General features: G+C 65.2%; 11 protein-coding genes. 8 read left to right on the forward strand and 3 right to left on the reverse strand.

The features are described from left to right. Window positions 1-253: 253 nt before the first annotated feature. The 4 genes from rpsP to K1X74_10485 all read left to right on the forward strand — a co-directional run bounded on the left by rpsP (window position 254) and on the right by K1X74_10485 (window position 2,336). Window positions 254-679 (forward strand): 30S ribosomal protein S16, encoded by a 426-nt coding sequence (rpsP, locus tag K1X74_10470; protein ID MBX7166758.1) that lies wholly within the window; start codon window positions 254-256, stop codon window positions 677-679. A 44-nt stretch (window positions 680-723) separates the two neighbouring features. Continuing rightward, a complete protein-coding gene (trmD, locus tag K1X74_10475) occupies window positions 724-1,467 on the forward strand; it encodes a tRNA (guanosine(37)-N1)-methyltransferase TrmD (protein MBX7166759.1) in 744 nt (247 codons plus the stop codon). A 1-nt stretch (window position 1,468) separates the two neighbouring features. Beyond that, entirely contained in the window at window positions 1,469-1,852 is a 384-nt protein-coding gene (gene rplS, locus K1X74_10480; GenBank protein ID MBX7166760.1) for a 50S ribosomal protein L19, read from the forward strand. Window positions 1,853-1,925: 73 nt separating this feature from the next. After that, window positions 1,926-2,336, forward strand: a complete 411-nt coding sequence (locus K1X74_10485) for a YraN family protein (GenBank protein ID MBX7166761.1) — start codon at window positions 1,926-1,928, stop codon at window positions 2,334-2,336. Between the two features lie 21 nt (window positions 2,337-2,357). On the opposite strand, the gene K1X74_10490 is transcribed toward K1X74_10485, so the two are convergent. Next, the gene (locus K1X74_10490; GenBank protein MBX7166762.1) at window positions 2,358-4,700 is read right to left on the reverse strand and encodes a tetratricopeptide repeat protein; all 2,343 of its coding nucleotides are present in this window, start codon (window positions 4,698-4,700) and stop codon (window positions 2,358-2,360) included. 66 nt (window positions 4,701-4,766) lie between these two features. Beyond that, window positions 4,767-6,299: a tetratricopeptide repeat protein gene (locus tag K1X74_10495; GenBank protein MBX7166763.1), complete on the reverse strand. Its 1,533-nt coding sequence runs from the start codon at window positions 6,297-6,299 to the stop codon at window positions 4,767-4,769. A gap of 287 nt (window positions 6,300-6,586) precedes the next feature. Here K1X74_10495 and K1X74_10500 point away from each other — a divergent pair, with 287 nt between their 5' ends. From K1X74_10500 to K1X74_10510, 3 genes are all read left to right on the forward strand, one after another. Beyond that, window positions 6,587-8,221, forward strand: a complete 1,635-nt coding sequence (locus K1X74_10500) for a tetratricopeptide repeat protein (GenBank protein ID MBX7166764.1) — start codon at window positions 6,587-6,589, stop codon at window positions 8,219-8,221. Between the two features lie 84 nt (window positions 8,222-8,305). Continuing rightward, the gene (locus tag K1X74_10505) at window positions 8,306-10,963 is read left to right on the forward strand and encodes a tetratricopeptide repeat protein (GenBank protein MBX7166765.1); all 2,658 of its coding nucleotides are present in this window, start codon (window positions 8,306-8,308) and stop codon (window positions 10,961-10,963) included. After that, on the forward strand, window positions 10,960-12,195 hold the full coding sequence (locus K1X74_10510) for a hypothetical protein (protein ID MBX7166766.1): 1,236 nt from the start codon (window positions 10,960-10,962) through the stop codon (window positions 12,193-12,195). Before K1X74_10505 ends, K1X74_10510 begins: the two co-directional genes overlap by 4 nt. 41 nt (window positions 12,196-12,236) lie before the next feature. Here K1X74_10510 and K1X74_10515 read toward each other — a convergent pair whose 3' ends face one another. Then, complete coding sequence (locus K1X74_10515; GenBank protein MBX7166767.1) at window positions 12,237-14,747, reverse strand: tetratricopeptide repeat protein; 2,511 nt, start codon at window positions 14,745-14,747, stop codon at window positions 12,237-12,239. A gap of 510 nt (window positions 14,748-15,257) precedes the next feature. Here K1X74_10515 and K1X74_10520 point away from each other — a divergent pair. After that, the gene (locus K1X74_10520; GenBank protein MBX7166768.1) at window positions 15,258-17,090 is read left to right on the forward strand and encodes a hypothetical protein; all 1,833 of its coding nucleotides are present in this window, start codon (window positions 15,258-15,260) and stop codon (window positions 17,088-17,090) included. Window positions 17,091-17,135: the final 45 nt, after the last annotated feature.

Here is a 17,135-nt window from a genome sequence, read left to right on the forward strand (position 1 = left end):
CGCGAGCGTCTACGGCACGTGCAGCAGCTCGCCTCGGGCGGGTTTCTCAATCCCGGCGCCAAGCTGCTCAAGCAGAAGCAAGGCACCGGCAAACGGTTGAGCAACTCGGAAAAGGCCCGGCTGCGCAAGCAGCGCGAAAAAGAAGCCCGCAAGCGCCGTCGCGGCGATCGCGGATGATCTCACAGCCCCACGACAAAAAACCAGCAATTACGTTCACCAAAAGCGAGGAGATTCTGTGGCAGTACGCATTCGCATGAAACGATTCGGCCGGAAGCACCGCTCGTTCTTCCGCATCTGCGCGACCAACTCGCGGCAGCCGCGCGACGGCGAGGTGTTGGAAGAATTGGGCACGTATGACCCGATGGTGCCGGACACCGACGCCCGGGCCCTGCTCGACGGCGAGCGGATCAAGTACTGGCTTAGCGTCGGCGCGCAGCCCAGCGACAAGGTGCGCGTGCTGATCAAGAAGTACGGTCTCGACGGCACGCACGTCGCGGCACAGACCGACGCCCGCGCGCGGCTGGCCATGCCGAAGGTCGTACCGCCGGCACCGCCGCTGCCCGAGCCGCCGAAGAAGCCCGAACCGGAAGCCGTTGCCGAGGTTAGTGACGAGTCCGGCCCGACCGATGCCGCGGAAGCCGCGGCCGCGGAACCGGCCGCCGAGGAGGCCGCCGGCTGAGCGCCTGCCCGGAGGGGCGCTATTGCGGCGGTTGCAGACGCGCCATGCGGTTCGATGTCTTGACCCTGTTTCCCGGGATGTTCTCGGGCTACTTGAACGAGAGCCTGTTGAAGGCCGCGATCGAGCAAGGGTTGATCGACGTTCGGTTGCACAACATCCGCGACTGGGCAGAGGGCAAACATCAGCGCGTCGACGATCGGCCCTATGGCGGTGGACCCGGCATGGTCCTGATGGTCAAGCCGGTGGTGGAGTGTGTCGAAGCGGTGCAGGCCGAATCAGGCACGCAACCAGGCCATGTCGTGCTGCTGCGGCCGCAAGGCCGCCGGCTGACGCAGGCGGTGATCGAGGAACTGGCCGAGAAGCCACGGCTCGTACTGATTTGTGGGAGATACGAAGGATTTGACGAACGCGTGATCGACATCCTCGCGCCCGACGAGGTGTCGATCGGCGACTATGTGCTCAACGGGGGCGAAGTCGCTGCGATGGTTGTGATCGACGCGGTCATGCGATTGCTGCCCGGCGTGTTAGGACACGAAGACAGTAGCCGCGAGGATTCGTTTTCGGGCACAGAACGACTCTTGGAGCATGAACAATACACCCGGCCGCGCGAGTTCCGCGGCCGAAGCGTGCCCGAGATCCTGCTGACTGGCAACCACGGCCAGATCGCCCAATGGCGCCGTCAGCAACAGGAGCTCCGGACGCGCAGTCGCGAGGCGCAGCCGCCGGGCATCCATCCGGCACAGCCCGAAGCGGCCTCCCCGAACCAACCTGAAGAAAGGACCCCCTGAGATGACACACAAGATTCTTTCGCTCGTGGAGAAATCGAGCCTCCGCCCGGACAAGCCGAAATTCGAGATCGGCGACACGGTCGACGTCCATACCCGGATCTTGGAAGGCGACAAGGAGCGAATCCAGATCTTCAATGGTGTGGTGATCGCCCGCGCCGGGGCCGGCAGCCGCGAGACGTTTACCGTGCGCCGCATCGTGCAGGGCGAAGGGGTGGAGCGCAAGTTCCCCTTGCACTCGCCGAAAATCGCCAAGATCGAGGTCAAGCGCTCGGGTGTTGTCCGCCGGGCCAAGCTCTACTACCTGCGCGACCGCGTGGGCAAGGCGGTGCGGCTGACCGAGAAGCGCACCGATCGAGGCGGCAAGGACAAGAAGGCCAGCGTGTAATTCGACCCGTCCTGACCGGCGGGACGGGGCAGTCAGCATGCAGGGCCACGCAACCGGAAACACGTTGGGCTGGATGCTGCGGCTCGTCCCGGAAGCCTGGCGGCAATCGCTGCCCTTGGGGCGACGCGGTGAGCGCGCCGCGGCGCGCTATTTGCGCCGGCTGGGCTACAAGATCGTGGCTCAGGGCGACCGTTCGCGACCAGGCGAACTCGACTTGGTGGCGGTCGACGGCCGCACCGTCGTGTTTGTCGAAGTGAAGACGCGCAGCTCGCATCGCCGGGGCCACCCTGCCGAGGCGGTTGGTCCGGAAAAACAACGCCGCCTGGCACGCCTTGCGCTGGTTTATCTCAAGGCACACGGCCTCTTGGCGTGCGCCGCACGGTTCGACGTGGTTGCCGTGACCTGGCCGGCGGGCAGGCGGCCGTCGATCGAGCATTTTCGCAATGCCTTCTCGCCGCCGGGACGCGGGCAGCTCTACAGCTGACCGGTTCGGCCGCAGCCTCGGTTAGCTCCCGGCCTCGATCCGCTGCAGGTCCTGCCTGGCGGCCGTGTAGTTGGGCGCGATTTCGATGGCCTTGCGCAAATGAGCGAGCGCCTCGTTGCGCCGTCCTTGCTGGTCGAGCAACAGTGCCAGTTGATGATGTGCCAGCGCCGAATCGGGATGGTCGGCCAGGGCTCGTTGCGACTCGGCCACGGCTGCGGCCAGTTGTCCCAGCGATGCCAAGGTCGCGGCCAGCGAGAGTCGCGCTTCGAGCAACGTGGGCTGGGCGTCCAGTGCGGCACGAAACTCGGCCGCAGCCGCGGCGTGCTGCCCCCGGCGCGAGAGGATCGCCCCCAGGTTGTAGTGTGCGTTCGCATCGCGAGGGTGTTCGTGCAATGTGGCCCGCAGCTCGCGCTCGGCCTCGTCGGCGCGGCCCATTTGCAACAAGGCGGTGGCCAGATTGATGCGCAGCTCTGTGCGCTGGGGCGCCAAACGGCAGGCTCGACGCAGATGATCCACGGCTGCGTCTGTCCGATTGGTCTGCAGCAGCACCTGGGCCAGCTGCGCGTGCATCGCCGGGTCGCGCGTATCGAGGCGCAGCGCGGCGCGGAAGCAGGCCTCGGCTTCGGTCGGTTGCCCGGCCTGGACCCAGAGCAACGCAGCACGCGAGTAGAGGCTCGCGGTCTGGTCGCGTCGGGCGGCGTCGTTCATCTCGCGGGCCGCTTGCGAAAAGTCCCCCGTCGCGGCGAGCGCGTCGGCCAGATTGATTCGGGCATAGACATAGCTGGGGTCGGCCGCCAACACCCGGCGAAACATCTCGATCCCCTGCACAAGCTCGCCGCGAGCGGCCCGTGCCATGCCGACGGAATTCATGATCCGCGTTTGCCCGGGCGCCAGAGCCAGGGCTCGCTCGTAACAGGCGAATGCGTCGTCGAACTGGCCCGCGTTGTGGTACCACTTGCCCAGGTTGTGCAAGGCACTGAGACTCTGCGGGTTTCGCCGAGCGGCCTCTTGGTAAAGTGCGGCCGCTACCGCAGGGTCGTCGTCGAGTTGCTCTGCCCGAATCGACGCAAAGATCCAACTCGCTGGGTTTGTGCGCAAGACTCCTTCGGCCAGCGTAACGGGATCTCGCCAGAGGCTCTGCTGCTGGAAGGAGACCCCGGCCAGCAGTACCAGGCAGCCGCCAAGCACGAGGGTCCAGCGGGCGTTCTCCGCACGGCGATGATCGACGACGAGTGCCAAGAGCCACGCGACGGGAAGCATGGCGAGATACAAATAACGGTCGGCCACGGTTGAAATGTCTTGATGGCCGAACGTCACGAGCCCGAGCACCGGTGCCACTGACAACGCAAACACCACGGGAACGATCCAGGCGGCGCGGTTGCGAGTCTTCCAGGCGAGCACGGCCGAGCCAAGCACCACGAGCACGGTTGCCGCGATGTAACCACTCTGCGCCGGCAGCGCGGCAATCAGTGCCTGGGGCGTGCGGCCGTAGTCCGGGACCAATCGCCAGGGCCAGACCAGGCAGGCGAGATAGAACCCCAGGGCATCGAGCGCGATCACCGGCCTCCAAGGCCAGGGATTTGCGAGCAGCATCGAGGCGTCGGTCTGCTCGCCGATCGTGACGCAAGTCACGGCGAATGCCGCGCCCAGCCAGGGCAACAGCAGGGCCAAGGCCGATTGCCAGGGACGCCGAAACCAGGCGACATCGAGCAGACCCACGATCGCCGGCACCATTACGACCAGCGGCTTGGCGACGGTCGCCAACACGAACAGCGCCGTCGCAGCTGCATAGCGTCCCCCGGCGACGCCACGCACCGTTCGACCGTGGCTGGTAGCAGCGCGCAAATCAAGAAACAGAATCATCGCCCCCAGTGCGAGGCACGTGCCAAGCAGCCCTGGCAGCCCGGAAATCCACGCCACGCTTTCCACCTGCACCGGGTGCACAGCAAACAAGGCTGCGCCGCAACCTGCTGCACGGCGCGATGTGCCGAGGCGCGTCAGGAGCGCAAACACCAGGACCGTGGCCAGGGCATGCAGGGCGACAGCCGCGGCATGAAAGAGGAGCGGGTCGGCCGTCTCGCGCGTGCCGTGGCCCAGGGCCACGGCTGCCGCCGAGATCGCCAGGTACAGCGAATATCCGGCCGGGATGTATACACCGTGATATGGCGCCGTCCAGAAGGCGGCGAACGCCCCCCAAGAAGGCCGCATCACGCGCTCGTTGGCGCTAACATAGACCTGATCGTCATAGCCGCAGAAGTCGAACGCGAGCGTGCGGCCGAACACGACGACCACGACCAACGCCAACGCGAGCGGCGCGTAACGCAGTTCGCGGCGAACCGTCTGCTTGCCGGCGGTACTTGACACGATGCGTTCCATCACGGGTTCGACGCCGCGGCCAGCACGCCGGCGGTGCGATGCTGCCATCATAGCTCAGGGGCCGGAACGTACCTGGCCCAGCCGCTGGAGGGCCTCGATGGCCTTGGGGTAATCGGGCCGGAGGACGAGAGCCTTGCGGTAGTAGGCGACGGCCTCGTCGGTGTGCCCTTGCAGTTCGCAGATTCGTCCAAGGTTGACGTAGGCTCCCGCGGCAGCGGGCTGAATCGCCGCGGCCTCTCGGTACCAGCGTTCGGCCTCGGACCATTCGCCGCGACGGACGGCCGCGTGACCAAGCGCATTGCAAGCGACCCAACTGCGCGGATTCAGCTCATAAGCATGCTGGAACAGCGCTCGGTCGTCGTGCCAAAGCAAGGTCTGCCGAAAGCTCAGCACACTGAGCGTGACAAGGAGCAGCACGCCGATGGTCGCCAGCCATCTTCGCGGCAGGCGAGCGCAGACGGCCGCGACCATCCATGCCGGCGCAATCAACGCCAGGTAGGCGTAGCGATCGGCGGTGGTAGAAAACTGCTGGTAGTTGAACGGCACCAAGCCCAGAACCGGCAACAGCGCCGCCACGAAGATCAGCCAGGCCGCCAGCCAGCGCTTTCGCCCCGGGAGCAAGAAGGCTGCGCAAGTCACGGCGACCGGCACGGCGAAATCGAGCGCGCTGGCCGTGGCGAGCACTTGCTGCGGCGTGGCGCCGTAATCCGGCGAGAGTCCGGCGGGTGCGACCGTCTTGACGACGTAAAATCGCAAGGCCGTTGCGGCAACTTGCGCGCGCTCGCCGAAGCCGAGCTTGGGCAATTCGGTGACCAGTGTCGTTTGGATTTGCTGAGTGATCAGCGAGCACAGCGCGGCGGCCAGCAGCCACGGCGCGACGCTCGCCAGGCTGCGCCGCGCCGGGCGGACCGCCAGGAAGCGGTCGATTGCCAACGCGATCAGCGGCACGACAACTGCTGAGGGTTTGGCAAGCAGGCTGAGAACGTAACTCGCCAGCGCCCACCCAGGGCGATGCTGACAGCGGTTCGCCGGCTCAGTTCGTACCTCGGCCGGCAGCCACAAGACGATGGCCCATACGGCAAACGCTGCCGAGAGCAAACCCTTGGCTTCGGTGACCCAGGCGACGCTTTCGACGTGCAACGGATGCAGGGCAAAACACAATGCGCCGACCAGGGCTGCCAGACGATGGTGGACCAGGTACCGCAGGAGTTGCCAGACGCCGCAGGACGCCAGCGCATGCCACACCAGGTTTGCGCCGTGGAACAAGACCGGGCGTTGTGCGATCTCGTCGGCCGCGACACCGAAGGCCAGTTCGGTGAGCCGCGACTCGATCAACCAGGAGGTATAGGTGACAGGCACGTAGAGATCGGCAAACGGCCGGGTCCAGAAGTACGCCAGGGCCACGTACCACGGTTGGTGCAGGACCTTATTCGAGGTGACGTTGACCGGGTCGTCCCAGCTGATGAACTCGGCAGTCAGCGCCGTGCCGTAGACGAGCAAAATCGCCGCGCAGATGACCGCGGCCGCTACTTGCCACGACGGACTTGCGGACGGCGGCGGATCGGCAAGACGGGGCGTTGCGGTCACGGGCGATTCCAAGACGCTTGAGGGCGAGCCAACCGGGCCGATTGGCGCGGCTCGCACGTTTATACAGGGCCAAACCGCCCCATTGGACCGATCGCTTTGACAGTCCTCAATGGCGGTTCTTAAAGTGGGTTTTTCGCAGTCTTGCCCGTCTCACGGTCATTGCCGCCCGTCGCCGGGGGTGTCCGCTGGCTCGTCGAGGTTTGCACCGCAAAGCCGATCGCGCGGCGCAGGCAACCGCCCCCGGGGCAAGCCGGCCTACGCTGTTCCTCTGGGCAATTTCGCTCGCATTGGCATTGACCACCGTGGCGTTGTATGCCCGAGTGGCCACTTACCCCTTCCTGGAGTACGACGATCAAGACTACGTCTGGCGAAACGACATGGTCAGCCATGGTTTTTCAACGGCAGGCTGGCGGTGGGCCTGGACGACTCGGCATGCCGGCAATTGGCACCCGCTGACCTGGTTGTCGCATATGCTCGACTGCCAATTGTTCGGCGTTGAGCGCCCGGGTGCCCACCATTTGGTCAATGTTGGGCTGCATGCGGCAAACGCGTATCTGGTATTTGCCGTCTTGGTGTCGTTGACCAGAACGGTCGGGTCGAGCGCCCTGGTCGCCGCGCTGTTTGCGGTGCACCCACTTGCGGTCGAAAGCGTGGCCTGGGTGGCCGAGCGCAAGAACCTGCTGGCGATGATGTTTTGCCTGCTGGCCATCGGGGCCTATACGCGCTTCGCCCGCGGTGGTGGGCCGCGTTGGTACGGGGTCGTGTGGCTGTGCTTTGCCTTGAGCCTCATGGCCAAGCCGACTTGGGTCACCTTGCCGATGGCTCTCCTACTGCTTGACTATTGGCCGCTGGAGCGCCTGGGTACATCGACCTGGCGAAGCCGGGTTGTCGAAAAGCTGCCGTTGTTGGTGCTCACCCTGGCCTCTTGCTGGCTCACGCTCGACGCACAACAGGTTGCTCGAGCCGATACCGAGACACTGCCGCTGGCCGTGCGGCTCGCCAACGCATCCGTGGCATACGTCGAGTATCTTCGTCAAGCGATCTGGCCCGTGGATCTGGCCGTGCTCTATCCGCATGCGCGCGGCGGGTTGCCGGCCTGGCAGGTGGTTGGTAGTGGCGCGGTGCTCGTGTTGATTACCGTCGCGGCTTGGTCGCAGCGAAAGCCGCGCCCTCAACTCCTCGTCGGGTGGCTGTGGTACTTGGGGACCCTGGTGCCAGTGATGGGCGTTGTGCAGGTCGGGATGCAGGCGCACGCCGATCGGTATACGTATGGTCCGCTTCTGGGCGTTTTTGGCGCGGTGGTCTGCCTGGCGGCCGAGTTGGCCCGTCGTGGGCGGCTCTGGCGAATGGCCGTGGTCGCCGTAGCGAGCGCGGCCGTCGTCTCGCTGGCTGCAGTGACCTACGTGCAAGCGGGCTATTGGCGCGCTGAGCATGCCCTGTTTCAGCGCTGTCTCGACGTGGGCCAGGAGAGCGGCGTTGCGCACATGAACGTGGCTCTCGCGCTATTGCGCGAGCGCCAGCCGGCTGAGTCGATTGCCCACTTCGAGGCGGCCGCCCGACTGGAGCCGGGTCGCCTCGAAATCCACCTGGCCCTGGCCCAGGCGCTGCTGGAACTGGGCAATCCGGCCGCGGCCCATCGTGCGCTCGATCGGGCCTTCGAACTCGATGCGGATAGTGCCCGCGCCTGGTTTTTCCGCGGTCAGGCTTTTCGCGCCGAGAATCGTTTGCTTGAAGCAGAACAAGCATTTGCGCGCGCCGTCGAGCTGGGCCTCGGCAACGTAGCCGGCTATTTCAACTTGGGGATCGTCCGGCTGAGTTTGGGCGATCGGGCCGGCGGTGTCGCCGCGCTCGAAGAGGCCTTGCGACAGGCACCCGACGATGCGGAAATCCAGGCGATTCTGGCCCGCGAGCGCGGCCGCTAGTTTTCAGCACGATCGACGCACCGTCGCCTAACGCCATTGATTGCAGAACTGATTTCGACAGATTTCGCAGGAACCTCGCACGCCATGTCTCAAGCCAAACGCTATTTCGATGCGTTGACCGGCGTGCGCGCAGCGATGATGTACCTGGTATTCCTCTGCCACTACAACTTTGTCGACCCGCGGATTTTCGGCGAGGTGCTCTACCGTTTCTCGCGCGAGTTCCACGTCGGCGTGCCGGTCTTCTACGTGCTGAGCGGGTTCTTGATCTACTACCGCTACGGGCATCAATTGACGCGCATGTCGTGGCGCTGGGGCCTGCAGTACCTGCAAAACCGCGCCGCGCGGATCTACCCGATCTACTTCTTCGCGTTGACCTACACCTACCTGGTGCGCGGCCTGCCACGCTGGTTCGACCACGGCTACTTGCGCGTTGATTGGCGCGAGACGCTCGTCACCTATACGCTCACCCAGTCGTTCTTCCCCGACCTGGTGCACAAAGGCATCGCCCAGGCCTGGACGCTGACGATTGAAGAGACGTTCTACTTCCTGGCACCCGTATTATTCCTGCTGGCCCACCTGGGCATTAATTTGCTGGGCCGGGGCATGAAGCCGCTGGCCGTCCAGGCACGCTGGGCGGCAGACGTCGTCGATGGTCTCTCGATCGCCGGCGTGTGCTTCTTGGTGGGGGCTTCGGGCGTGGCGCTGGCCGAGGTCTACCGGGCGTACTTTCCGCAATACGATCCGCTGAAGCATGTCTACGGTCGCACGTTGTGCGGCACGATCGCCTGTTTCGGCAGCGGTATGTACCTGGCGCGCGTGGTGCTGCGCTACGGGCGCGAATTGCCCTCCGGAAGGCGGCCCTATTGGACGTACCTAGGCGCGTGCGCAGCGATCGGCGTCGTGTTTATCACGTCGCAGCTCTGGGTCTTTGTCGACCCGGCAACGCTGTCCGCGGGCAAAGTTCCCCGCGGGGTCGATCACCCCTTGGGTGCGATCCTGGTATTCTGGGTGTTCCCGGTGTTCGTGGCCAGTACGATGTGGGGCCTAATGACCGAGGAGAGCCGGCTGCGGCGAGTGCTCGGCCACCCGCTGCTGGTCCTGCTGGGGGGAAGTTCCTATGTTTTCTACCTGATCCACTTGGGGGTGGTGCACGATCAGATTCAGCAGCGCGTCACCGAGAATTACGTGCTGCGGTTCTTGTTGTTGAACCTGATCGCGGTGACCGGGTTCGTGCTGGTGGAGCGGCCGGCCAACCTGTTTCTCAAGCACCTCGGGCACCGCCGGCCCGAGGGTCAGGACAAATCGACTGACGGCGAGCAAGGGTTTTTGCACATGTCGAGTCTCGTGTTTCCTTGGCCGGTCTACCTGGTGATCGCGGGCATCGTCCTGACGATCGAAATGCTGCCGCGGTTCCTGGCCGCTGAATACTCGCCGAGCAAGGTCGACGGCTGGCTGTTTCGCGAGGACGGCGTTTACGAGTCGGCCGAGGCCGTGCTGTGTCTTTTGGGGGCCGTGGCCTTCCTTTGGATCGCCGCCCGCGTACGCAGCGGTGAAGGCGACGAGCCACCCCAGCGGAACGACCGCATCTGGCATTATGTGTTTGGCGCCGTCTGCATTTTCATGTTCGGCGAGGAAATCAGTTGGGGGCAGCGACTGTTGGGATTCAGCACGCCCGATTGGATGAACCGTCAGAATTTTCAGGGTGAGTTCACGCTGCACAATATGAAGGTTTTTCAGCCGGGCCAGACGACCAACGTCATGCAGGCCACGTGGTTATTAGGGATGCTTTTCTACCTGGGGATCTTGCCCTGGGCGCGGTTTGCCTTTGCGCCCGTGCGCGAGCTCCTGGACCGTTGGGGAATCCCCGTGCCCAGTTGGCCCATTGCGCTAGTGACTCTGGGTTGGTTCATCATCTACGCCTCTGGAGGCTATACGAGCAGCGAAGTCCTCGAGTTGGTCATCGTCTTTCTGTTCGGCTGCGTGGCGGCCGAGTCGTTCTTCCGCTTTCGCGGCGCACTGGGTGTTCAGGAAGCGCGCATCCTGGGGGCCACGTTGGCCGTGGTTGCCGCACTGTTTCTGGTGTCGATCCCCTTGCAAGGTGGCGACTCGGACCTGCCCAGCGTGCGCAGTATGAATCTCACCCGCCAGGCGGCCGACGAGTACAAGGAGAACAACCTCGACGACGCGCGCCAGCACTACGAAGAGGCCCTGAAAATCTGGGAAGGCAACGGTATGGCGTGTTACGGGCTGGGCCGGGTCTTGATGTTGCAAGGCGACACAGCCAAGGCCATCGAACAGTTTGGCAGAGCCGTGCAGCTCGAGCCCGAATACCAAGAGGCCAAAGAGCAATTGGCCTTGGCCTACTGGAAAGACGGCCGCGTGGCGGATGCCATCCGCACGCTGCAGTCGATCATCGCCGAAAACGAACAGCATCTTGGCGCGACGAACTTCCTGGCATGGCTTTGGGCGACCACTCCCGATCAGTCGCTGCGCAATGGCAAGCAGGCCGTCGAGCTGGCGCGGCGCGTGTGCAACGCCGGCAAGCAGACTCCTGCCACTTATCTCGACACTTTGGCGGCAGCGCTTGCCGAGACGGGCGATTTTGAAAGCGCAATCAGCACGGCCCGACGTGCGGTCCAGGTGGCGCTCGAAGAAGGCAACGTGGCCTTGGCTGCGAAAATCCAAGACCGGGTCGCGTTGTACGAGATCAAGCAGCCCTATCGTGAGGTATCCGGCAAATGACCGGTGACCTGCGCGAGGTCGCTGGCGCAACGGGCCGCGCGCCGCGCGCCGCGCCGTGGCGCTCCGTCATGCTGCTGGCGGCTGGGGCACTGGTGCTGGTCGTGGTGTTGATCCAGGCGCTCGTGCCCTGGCTCCATCGAATCGACCGTACCGACTGGGCCGCGGCCGTGGTGCGCGAAGATGGCCTGTTCGAGTCCCTCGGCGCGATGGCATGCCTCGTGGCGTCGGTTGGCTGTTTCGCCACGGCCGCTGCGCTGCGCCGGCACGTGCCTGCGGCGTCCATGTCTCGGGTTGCCGCTTGGGTGGCCTTGGGCGCGATGCTGTTGCTGATGTTCGGCGAAGAGATCAGTTGGGGACAACGCGTCCTGGGGTTCGCCACGCCCGAGTGGGCACGCAAGGGCAACATCCAACGCGAGTTCAATCTGCACAATCTGCGGTTCTTCCATCCCGCGCTGAACTTGAATTGGCTGAAACTGCTGTGGAGCCTGGCGAGCGTCGTTTACTTGGGGCTGGCGCCGCTCGCTTTCGCCCTGGTGCGCCGCCGGGCGACACCCAACGTCGGGCACGCGGTGCCCGTCGCCGGTCCGGTCATTGGCGCATGCATGGTCGCCAGCTTCATCCGCTATTGGGTCGGGACGCAGTCGGCGATTCGTGCCAACGACAATTTCGGCGGCCACGAGATTGGCGAGGCCTTCGAGGCGACCATCGAGCTGCTCTACCTGGCCTTGGTCGTCGAAGGTTTTCTTGCCTTGCGCGAGAATGGCTGGAATCTGCCCGTCGCCCGCTGGCTGCGCGCGCTGGGAGTAGCAGTCTCTGTGGGGTTGGTGATCTGCACGATCGGCTGGTGGCGCTCGCCGGAGCTCGATTCCGAGGCCCTGGCCGGGATCCATTACCGTCGTGGCCGCTACCTGCTCGATCAGGGACGCCTGGGTGAGGCTTGTGAGGAGTTTCGCCTGGCCTCGCAGGCAGTCCCCGACGCCGCCATCGTGTATCTCGATTGGGCCAATGCACTCGCGTTGAACCACCGCGACAGTGAAGCGGCAGCGCATTACGAAGACTACTTGCGCTACTTCCCCGACTCGCCACTGGTCTGGCAGCAACTGGGATTGGCCCGGCTGCGGCTCGGGCAGCGCGGCCCGGCCGTGGCCGCGTTTGAACAGGCGATCGCACGCGGCGGCGACTCGCCGGAGAATCGGGCCAACCTCGAACGAGCCCAGGCGCTGTTGCCTTGACGAAGCGCGCTGGCGACGCGCTTGCGCAGGGCGCCGAGCGTTTACTGCGGGCGTTCGTGGTACGGAAGCTGATCCCGGTAAAGCGCCAACCGCGCTTGGTAGGTTCGCACGGCTGTTTCGTCGCCGTGTTGACGGGCCAGGTCGATCGCGCGGGTCGCGGTGGCGATCGCGGTCGCGAAATCCCCCGCTTCGGCATAGGCTGCGGCCAACGTGTCGAGCATACCCGCGCTGGGATGGTCAGTCTGCCGGCACATCGACTCGGCCAGCGCGACGGCTTGCGCGCCATCGCGCTGCGGCGCCGACGGGCAAGTCGCCAGCAGCCAGGCCAGGCGGTTGAGCGCTGCGACCCAGCCTGGGCGCAACGCCAGGGCTCGCTGGTAGTGATCCAGGGCTCGATGGAAATCGCCGGTCTGGGCCAGCAGATCGCCCCAACCGAGATCCACGGCCGGATTCTCGCTCTCCAGTTGTCGGGCGCGCTCGAGCCGGCTGCGCGCCTCGTCGAAACGCTTTGATTTCACGAGCACGCTTGACGCCAGGAGATACCCGGCGGCACGATCGTTGGCCCGGGCTGCAAGTCGCTCAAACGCGGCGAGCGCCAGCTCCGTACGGCCCGATTGAAGGTAGACATTGCCGAGCAGTTCTTCGACCTGCACGTCGTCGGGCGCGAGTTGCTGGACCATTTGCAGCTGCTGCTCGGCCGCGGAAAAATCGCGCTCGGCGAGCGCAATCTCGGCCAACAGCTTGCGCGGCGCAGTTTCCTTCGGCCGGTCGGCCAGGATCCGCTGCAACTGCTCTCGGGCGCGCGCGTGGTCGCCGTCCTGCAACAGCAGCCGCGCCAGCTCAAACCGGGTTTCGTGGCGCGTGGGATCGAGCCGCAAGGCGAGCTCGAACATTTGCCTGGCGCGCTGGCGTTGGCCGAGGCCGGCCAGATAGCGGCCGCGAGCGTGTAACCGGTCGACCGGCCAGAGCGTCGTCACGATGCGCAGTCCGGCGTCGCTGGCCGCTGCCGGAATGTATCTCTCGTAGATGAGCAGTGGCGAACCGGGAAAGCCATCGCGAAACAGCACGCGATCGCGAGGATCGGGCAGCGGAATCTCGCCCGTCGCGTTTTGTCGAAAGCGGTTGTTGAGATACACGAAGACCGGATCGGTAGGCGCGTCGTCGAGCACGGTATCGGCCGGCCGAAACGTGGACGTGGTAAACGAGTTCACCGACACGCCCGACAACGGGCGAGCCACATATCCCAAGCGCGGCAGCGACAGGAAATGCACCAGGGGGTTGCCCGCCACGATCGGGCGGCTACTGCAATGTTCGGCCAGGTAGCGCACCGCTAACTGATTGGCGCGGTGGTCGAGCAAATATTCGCGGCTCCGCTCGAGCACCGCGCCGGTGCGCAGATCGACGGCGGCCTCCGTGGGAATGGCCGGAAAAAACCGGCCGTCGGAGTTGGCGAGATTCAGACCGATGACGACCGCCAAGGCGGCCGACCCCAGCGTTCGTGTCCACGCTGTGCGCCCCAGCAACGTGCCGACGATCAGATATACGCAGACCAGCGGCAGGCAGAGATATCGGGGGATCGTGTAGGCCACGGCCAGGGCCACGACCATCAGCGCGACAATCAGCCACGCGAACAAATACAGCGGCTCGTTCAGGACGAGCGCCTGCCAGAGTCCGATGAGACGCCGGCTGGCGGTGAGTTCGCGTCTGCGGCGATGCCGCCCGGCAATGACGCCAGCCGCGACCAGGGTGCCCAAGAGGGCGACGGCGGCAACCGACAGAATGTCGGGGCACCAATACGGCAGGTCCGCCATCACGGCCATGCCGCGCGTGGTGTCGTGCTCGTAGTTTTCGGCCTGGCTTGTCGCCTGGGTCGACAGATAGACGACCAACAGCACCAGGCCATCGACCAACAACAGGCTGGTGCCCAGGGCCAGCCACAAGCGCCGCCGCCAATGCGCGGTTGCGCGTGGATAGCGCGCGGCCGTGGCCACGACGAGATAGGCGAACCAGGCCGCGCCGACGATCGCGCCGATCATCTTGCAGGCCGCGGCGACGAGCACCAGTCCGAACGCCGTGAAATTGCGCCCTTCTAGCATCGCCCCGATGGCCAGCAAGGCGCAGAACACCATCGGTACGTCCATTCCCAACATGTCGATCTGCGTGGCCAGCAGGGGCGTCGTCAACGCGGCGGCGGCCGAGAGGACGGCCACGAGCGCTCCCGACCGCCGACGGACGATGGCAAACATCGTCAACGCGATCCCCGCGGCGCACGCAAACGTCAGCAGGTGATAGGCGATGAACACGTCGCGGGGCGCGGGCAGCGTCTTCATCAGCGCCGCCACGACGGTCGGCAACACGCTGATGAGATAAATCGCCGAGCCCCCTTCGACGAATCGCTTTTCCTGCAGCCACAGGCGCGGGTAGTCGAAGTTCGTGTCGGCCAGAAAATTGGCCTCGAGAAACAGCCCCATCGCCGAGTCCCAATAGGGCGGCGAAGCGACGATCTCGAAGCGCCAGGCCGTGATCAGCGCGAAGACAAACAGGAACGCCACCCCTCTGCTCAGCCGGGGGTGGCGCTGAACCCAACGAACCGTCGGGCCGGCAGCCGTACCAGATTCATCGGTCGTGGGCCGCGCGGCTCGATTCGGCATCGCCGGAGAACTGGAGACAGCCATCGGCGAATTGCGGCCCGGGAGCCAGGGACAAATTCGACTCATAGCGGATAAACCCTCAGTCTAGAGCGCTGCGGCTGGGGCGGACAAGCTTCATCGGCCGATCCGCGGTGGGTGCACATGCCGCGCTGCGCACGGCGACGAACGCGACGCTTGCCCGACACGAACGCCGCAGCCGCAACCGGAGGCCAGTCCAGGGGGTTGCTGGTCCGCGACCTGACCCGATGTTACAAGAGAACCTGCAGCGGCCGGTCAATCGATGGCCCTCGCGGCGCGCCGGTCGAGACAACTTTTCGCCCAGATCTTGTGATAGAACTCCGCCAATCATTGATCGTCGCGGCGTTGCTCGCCGTTACCTTGGGCGCTGCTCGATGGTTCGGACCCGAGGCGGTGGCGCTTGCGCCTCAGGCGGCGCCCGCGGTTCCCACGCCTGATGTGCGGCATGCCCAGTTTGTCGGACTCGAAACTTGCGCCGAATGCCATGCGGACAAGGCAGCCGGTTTCACGACGACGGGGCACTACCTGGCCATGCGGTTGCCCGAGCCGCGGCTGCTAGAGCAGGCGCTCGCCACGGCAGGCCCGACGATGGTGACTCGCTCGGAGAAGCTCGTTTACGAATTCACGCGTCAGAGCGACCAGTTTGCCTGGACTTCGGTCGACACGGTCGATGGCCCTCTGAACAAGCGCAGCGAGCCGGTGGCGCTCGTGATGGGCTCGAACAAAATGGGACTGGCCTTTTTCTATCGTCAAGGGACGGCGCTGTTCCAGATGCCCGTGATGTACGCGGCCTGCATCGACAAATGGAGCAATCCGCCAGGCTATCTCGACACCTGGGCCCGTTGGGACCGTTCGATCGATGCCCGCTGCCTGGAATGTCACTCGACCTACTTCGAGCAGATTCGCGGCTCGCAGAACTGCTACTACCCGGAAACGGCCATCCTTTCGATCACCTGCGAAAAATGCCACGGGCCCGGCAGTGCGCACGTGGCCCATCATCGCGAGGTGCCCGACGCCGAGAGCGGCGCGCATATCGTCAACCCGGCCCGGTTGTCGCGTGCGCGGCAGCTCGACGTCTGCGCCCAGTGCCACGGCGAGGTTGGGCAATCGCTGCAGCCCGAGTTCTCGTATCTGCCGGGCGAGCCGCTCGAGCAGTACATGGCTTTTACCGGCGACGAGGAACACTCGAACAAGGTCCACACGGTCAACCAGACGGCACGGCTGGCCAAGTCGGCCTGTTTTCAGCACAGCGAAATGAATTGCGCCACGTGCCACGACCCGCATGCGGACGAGCGCGGCAACGTTGCGCTGTTTTCCGGCCGCTGCCTGGAATGTCACCAGGTGGCGCAGTGCGGCGTCTCGGCGCGTTTGGGCGATTCGATCGCGCGCAATTGCGTCGATTGCCACATGCCGATCCAGGACGACCAGAGCCTGCCGATGTACAACCTGGTCGGCGACAAAATGCGGCTGTTGCAGTTGCGAGACCACTTTGTGGCCGTCTATCCGCGCGAGTCGCAGGCCGTCGAGGCGGCGTGGAATTCGCCCGAAATGCAGCTCGACCCGCTCGAGCGAAGTTACCGCCTGGCCCGGCAACGGATCGCCGAAGCGGGCAGCCAGCGAGCCGCCGACCTGCTGGCCGCAGGCGACCGGCCGCAGGCCGAATGGGTCTGGCGGCAGACGATCGCGATGGTGCCGCACGAGCTGCTCCCTCGCACGCGCTACGCGCAATATTTGAACGAGCAAGGGCGTTTCGGCGACGCCGCTGCGGCGCTCGAACCGCTGGCCGAGGCGGCTGCGACCGACGCCGGGGCAGTCGAGGCTTGGGGGTGGGCATTGACGGGCACCCAGCAGACCGCCCGGGCCGTGGCGGCCTATCGCCAGGCGGTCGAACAGGGCATGGCGACTCCGGCGACCCGTTTGCGGCTGGCCTGGCTGTTGGCGACCGATGCTGATGACGCGCTACGAAACGGTGCCGAGGCGCTGGCTCTGGTCGAACCGCTGCTCAAGGCGGACTCGAACAGTTGGGCCCTGCTCGACACGCAGGCCGCGGCCTTGGCCGAACTCGGCCGGTTCGACGAAGCGGTCGCCGCCGCCGAAGCTGCGCGACAGATGGCCGTCGCCCAACAACGTGCCGACCTGGTGGCCGAGAGCGAAGAACGCCTCAAGCAGTTCCGCGAGGGCAAGCCGCATCGCCGGCGAAACCTTCGCGCTGGCGATGTGAAGTAAGCGCAAACCGCTTGTTCTTTGCTCAAAGGGCAGGAGCTACTGACT

It is taken from the genome of Pirellulales bacterium, assembly GCA_019694435.1.
In the GTDB taxonomy this organism is placed as follows: Bacteria; Planctomycetota; Planctomycetia; order Pirellulales; family JAEUIK01; genus JAIBBZ01.

Bases quoted from the DNA above. Each gene is read 5' to 3' on its own strand.
- rpsP (MBX7166758.1), top strand. From the start codon at position 254: ATGAAACGATTCGGCCGGAAGCACCGCTCGTTCTTCCGCATCTGCGCG.
- trmD (MBX7166759.1), top strand. From the start codon at position 724: ATGCGGTTCGATGTCTTGACCCTGTTTCCCGGGATGTTCTCGGGCTAC.
- rplS (MBX7166760.1), top strand. From the start codon at position 1,469: ATGACACACAAGATTCTTTCGCTCGTGGAGAAATCGAGCCTCCGCCCG.
- K1X74_10485 (MBX7166761.1), top strand. From the start codon at position 1,926: ATGCTGCGGCTCGTCCCGGAAGCCTGGCGGCAATCGCTGCCCTTGGGG.
- K1X74_10505 (MBX7166765.1), top strand. From the start codon at position 8,306: ATGTCTCAAGCCAAACGCTATTTCGATGCGTTGACCGGCGTGCGCGCA.
- K1X74_10510 (MBX7166766.1), top strand. From the start codon at position 10,960: ATGACCGGTGACCTGCGCGAGGTCGCTGGCGCAACGGGCCGCGCGCCG.